Raw genomic sequence first — 5,031 nt, 5'->3', positions numbered from 1 at the left:
GCTGAAGCTGGATTAAATAAAAAGCGTAAGCGGCTCGTTCAGAAAGGTTAAAATGGTCGATCTTTTTAACTATCGGAGCTGGAACTAAACTAAATAAGAAGCGAAGACAAATTTTCTTGTCTTCGCTTCTTGTATTTGTGTTCCAACGTATTGATTAAAACTAGATAAAAGGGTTACAATAGTGAATATTACCCTACTTGAACTTATTGCCTTTCATTATTAATTATTTGCCTTCCGTATTTTTCCCTTTACCCATGAAAAAAGAGAATAACGTTAAAGTGTGGTGTCTGAATGAATTTGTCAATTGCAGCATTAGAAAACATGAAATTAAAAGAGTTATACGAGCTTGCGAAAGAATTTAAGATTTCGTATTATAGCAAGTTAACGAAAAAAGAGTTAATCTTTTCTATTTTGAAAGCTCGAGCAGAAAAAGAAGGTTTCTTTTTCATGGAAGGCGTATTAGAAATTATTCAATCAGAAGGATTTGGATTCCTACGTCCTATCAACTATTCTCCAAGCTCAGAAGATATTTATATCTCAGCTTCGCAAATTCGTCGTTTCGATTTACGTAATGGAGACAAAGTTTCTGGTAAAGTACGACCTCCGAAAGAAAATGAACGCTATTTTGGGTTATTACAAGTTGAAGCTGTAAACGGAGATGATCCAGATTCAGCAAAAGAGCGTGTGCATTTCCCTGCATTAACACCATTATACCCAGATCGCCAAATGAAATTGGAAACGGAACCGAAAAAGTTACCGACACGTATCATGGATTTAATCGCACCAGTTGGATTTGGACAACGTGGTTTAATTGTTGCGCCTCCAAAGGCTGGTAAAACAAGTCTATTAAAAGAAATTGCACACAGTGTTACAACAAATCATCCAGAAGCAGAATTAATTGTTCTTTTAATTGATGAGCGTCCAGAGGAAGTAACAGACATTGAGCGTTCTGTTAAGGGTGACGTTGTAAGTTCTACTTTTGATGAAGTACCAGAAAATCATATTAAAGTAGCTGAACTTGTGTTAGAACGTGCAATGCGTCTTGTAGAGCACAAAAAAGATGTTATCATTTTAATGGATAGTATTACCCGTTTAGCGCGAGCTTACAACCTCGTTATTCCGCCAAGTGGTAGAACATTATCGGGTGGTATCGACCCAGCGGCTTTCCATAGACCGAAGCGTTTCTTTGGAGCTGCACGTAATATTGAAGAAGGCGGTAGCTTAACGATTTTAGCAACAGCCCTTGTTGATACAGGATCTCGTATGGACGATGTTATTTACGAGGAATTTAAAGGAACTGGAAATATGGAACTTCACTTAGATCGTTCGTTAGCTGAACGTCGTATCTTCCCAGCGATTGATATTCGTCGTTCTGGTACACGTAAAGAAGATCTATTAATTCCAAAAGAGCATTTAGACAAGTTATGGGGCATTCGTAAAACAATGCGTGATACACCAGACTTTGTTGAAAGTTTCTTACGTAAGCTTCGTCAAACGAAGACAAACGAAGAATTTTTACAAAACATTGTTGCAGACTCTAAAAGGTATGTAACAACTAAGTAAAGGGAAAAGATTGGGACTCGCTTATTTTATAGTAAGCGAGTTTTCTTATGCCTTTTAGGTGATATTAAAGAGAGAAATAAGTGGGAGAACCTTAGCTGGTCAGAGCTGATCGAGCCCAAGCCACTTTAAATTTCAAAAGACAAAAACAGGTAGTTGCAAAATGAAGTTAGCCTTGTTATAATTTCATCATATGTGTTTCATCAATATAGTTGTGTATGCAGCTGAAGATGAAAAACTCTGTTTCGAAAATGATTCAGGGCGGAAGGAGATGAAAAGAATGAAAGCAGGAATTCACCCAGATTACAAGAAAGTTGTATTCATGGACACAAACACAGGCTTCAAATTCTTAAGCGGGTCTACTAAAGGCTCTAGCGAAACTGTTGAGTGGGAAGATGGTAACACTTATCCATTACTAAAAGTTGAGATCAGTTCTGATTCTCACCCATTCTACACTGGACGTCAGAAGTTTGCTACTGCAGACGGACGCGTTGATCGCTTCAATAAGAAATACGGTATCAAGTAATAAAAACATAAAACAGGCAAGTGTATGTATTCGCTTGTCTGTTTTTTTTGTGAAAATATTATACCTTTACCCTACTTTTAACTAAAAAGTAGATGAAAGGAGAGCTTCATGTACTTAATAAATCAAAATGGCTGGATTGAAGTGATTTGCGGTAGTATGTTTTCTGGTAAATCAGAAGAGTTAATCCGCCGTGTGCGCCGTACGCAATTTGCAAAACAACATGCAATTGTATTTAAACCATGTATTGATAATCGCTATAGTGAAGAAGACGTTGTATCACATAACGGATTAAAGGTAAAAGCAGTTCCTGTTTCAGCTTCAAAAGATATATTTGAACATATCACTGAAGATATGGATGTAATTGCAATCGATGAGGTACAATTCTTTGATGGGGACATTGTGGAAGTGGTGCAAGTATTGGCAAATCGTGGCTATCGTGTCATTGTAGCTGGTTTAGACCAAGATTTCCGTGGTCTACCATTTGGACAAGTTCCTCAGCTGATGGCAATTGCTGAACATGTAACAAAGCTACAAGCAGTATGTTCTGCATGTGGATCTCCGGCAAGTCGTACACAACGATTAATTGATGGAGAACCAGCGGCATTTGATGATCCGATTATTTTAGTTGGGGCTTCAGAATCGTATGAACCACGATGTCGTCATTGTCATGCAGTTCCTACAAACAAAGACAAGTAAAACTCGCTGCGCAAGGCGGGTTTTTTTCAGAATGGAGAGTGTGGGTGGTGTGAGCCACTTATGCTTTTAAATATTATCTAGCTTCAGCGGCTAGAATCTCCGGCCATTTCACTCTCTCGCTTGAAGCAAAAAGCGCTTCAAGGTCGAGAGCTCCAATGGCCTGCGATTCTGAGCAAGCCGCTTACGCTTTTAAATATAATTTGCGTTTTTTTGAGTAAGTACCATATACTATTTGTATTAGATACTAGGATGTAGAGGTGAATGATGTGTTAGATCGTTTGCAAGCTGTAGAAAATCGTTATGAGAAGTTAAATGAATTGTTAAGTGACCCAGAGGTTATTAGCGATACAAATAAGCTTCGTGAATATTCAAAGGAACAGTCTGATATACAGGAAACGGTAGAGGTGTATCGTGAGTATAAGGATGTTCGTGAGCAATTAAAAGATGCGAAAGCAATGTTAGAAGAGAAGTTAGACGCTGAAATGCGTGACATGGTAAAAGAAGAGGTTTCTGAGTTAGAATCACAAGAAAAAACGTTATCAGAACGTCTGAAAATTTTACTAGTTCCAAAGGACCCTAATGATGATAAGAACGTTATCGTTGAGGTTCGTGGGGCTGCTGGTGGCGATGAGGCCGCTTTATTTGCTGGTGACTTATACCGCATGTATAGCCGTTATGCTGAGGTTCAAGGTTGGAAAACAGAAATTATCGAGGCTAGCTATACAGAGTTAGGTGGATATAAAGAGATTATCTTTATGATTAACGGTAAAGGTGCTTTCGCGAAGCTGAAATTCGAGAATGGTGCTCACCGTGTACAACGTGTTCCTGAAACGGAATCTGGTGGACGTATTCATACATCTACAGCAACTGTAGCTGTATTACCAGAGGCAGAAGAAGTAGAAATCGACATTCACGAGAAAGATGTTCGTGTTGATACATTCGCTTCTAGTGGTCCTGGTGGACAAAGTGTTAATACAACGATGTCAGCGGTACGTTTAACACATTTACCGACTGGTGTAGTTGTATCTTGTCAGGATGAGAAATCACAAATTAAGAATAAAGAAAAAGCGATGAAAGTATTACGCGCACGTGTTTATGATAAGTTTAGACAAGAAGCACAAGCTGAATATGATCAAAACCGTAAACAAGCTGTTGGTACGGGCGATCGTTCAGAGCGTATTCGTACGTATAACTTCCCGCAAAACCGTGTTACAGACCATCGAATCGGTTTAACGATTCAAAAGCTAGATCAAATCTTACAAGGTAAGTTAGATGATTTCATCAATGCCTTAGTGATGGAAGATCAGGCTCAAAGGATGGAGGCAGCTGAGTAATGCGTGTCTATGAAGCCCTGAAATGGGCTTCTTCTTTTTTACAGGAAAATGGACGAGATGAAAATGCGGGAGAAATTGTCCTTTGTCATGTATTAAAGATGAACAGAACAGGATTACTTATGAATATGCGTGAAGAAATAAATGAGGAACAAGAGGCAAGCTTTACGGAGTTTATCCACAAGCATGTAGAAGGTATTCCTATTCAATATATGATTGGTTATGAAATGTTTTATGGCCGGTCGTTCTTTGTGAATGAAGAAGTATTAATACCAAGACCGGAAACAGAAGAACTTATAGTAGGAGTATTAGAAAGAATTGAGCGCCATTTTGGTGACAAGGAACTACATGTAGCAGATATAGGCACAGGTAGTGGAGCGATTTCTATTACGCTTGCTTTAGAAAATAAAAATCTTCACGTGTATACAGTAGATATTGCACAAGAGTCGATTGAAGTTGCAAAAGAAAATGCAAAAGCTTTAGGTGCAGAAGTAACGTTCTATCACGGTGATTTATTGTCACCATTTGATAAAACGGGTCAAAAGCTAGATGTTGTTGTTTCAAATCCTCCATATATACCGGAAGAGGATTGGCGTGGTCTTTCTCCTGTTGTGAAAGAGCATGAGCCGAAGAGAGCACTTGTTGGTGGAGAAGACGGATTAGATTTTTATCGCCGTTTTATGGAAGAATTGCCGAATGTGTTGCAGGAGAAAGCAATTGTAGCGTTTGAAATTGGAGTAGGACAGGGTGAGGATGTAAAAAGATTGTTACAACAAGCTTTTCCACATGCTCATGTTGAGGTTGTTTTTGATATTAACAGAAAAGATCGTATGGTATTTGCAGAGATGGAGTAAGGTTTACACCTTACTCTATTTTTTTTGGGAAAATTCATATAGATTTTGAATTTAATAGTTTAGA

General features: G+C 38.4%; 5 protein-coding genes. All 5 read left to right on the top strand.

Annotation, left to right across the window (positions count from 1 at the left end):
* Positions 1-291 precede the first annotated feature (291 nt).
* Positions 292-1,563 carry a transcription termination factor Rho gene (gene rho, locus MR160_RS32635; protein ID WP_001053903.1) on the top strand — a complete coding sequence of 424 codons (1,272 nt, stop codon included), beginning with the start codon at positions 292-294 and terminating at the stop codon, positions 1,561-1,563.
* A gap of 277 nt (positions 1,564-1,840) precedes the next feature.
* Positions 1,841-2,086, top strand: coding sequence for a type B 50S ribosomal protein L31 (locus MR160_RS32630; RefSeq protein ID WP_000643435.1), 246 nt, complete (start codon positions 1,841-1,843; stop codon positions 2,084-2,086).
* A 108-nt stretch (positions 2,087-2,194) separates the two neighbouring features.
* Positions 2,195-2,782, top strand: a complete 588-nt coding sequence (locus MR160_RS32625; RefSeq protein WP_000280851.1) for a thymidine kinase — start codon at positions 2,195-2,197, stop codon at positions 2,780-2,782.
* Positions 2,783-3,048: 266 nt separating this feature from the next.
* On the top strand, positions 3,049-4,116 hold the full coding sequence (prfA, locus tag MR160_RS32620; protein WP_000887066.1) for a peptide chain release factor 1: 1,068 nt from the start codon (positions 3,049-3,051) through the stop codon (positions 4,114-4,116).
* A complete protein-coding gene (prmC, locus tag MR160_RS32615) occupies positions 4,116-4,967 on the top strand; it encodes a peptide chain release factor N(5)-glutamine methyltransferase (RefSeq protein ID WP_242299109.1) in 852 nt (283 codons plus the stop codon). Before prfA ends, prmC begins: the two co-directional genes overlap by 1 nt.
* Positions 4,968-5,031: the final 64 nt, after the last annotated feature.

It is taken from the genome of Bacillus cereus group sp. BfR-BA-01382 (assembly GCF_022663475.1).
Taxonomy (GTDB): Bacteria; Bacillota; Bacilli; order Bacillales; family Bacillaceae_G; genus Bacillus_A; species Bacillus_A thuringiensis_S.
This window is presented reverse-complemented; position numbering and strand designations above follow the sequence as displayed.

Coding starts and splice junctions, on each gene's coding strand:
- MR160_RS32625 (WP_000280851.1), top strand. CDS start 2,195: ATGTACTTAATAAATCAAAATGGCTGGATTGAAGTGATTTGCGGTAGT.
- prmC (WP_242299109.1), top strand. CDS start 4,116: ATGCGTGTCTATGAAGCCCTGAAATGGGCTTCTTCTTTTTTACAGGAA.
- rho (WP_001053903.1), top strand. CDS start 292: ATGAATTTGTCAATTGCAGCATTAGAAAACATGAAATTAAAAGAGTTA.
- MR160_RS32630 (WP_000643435.1), top strand. CDS start 1,841: ATGAAAGCAGGAATTCACCCAGATTACAAGAAAGTTGTATTCATGGAC.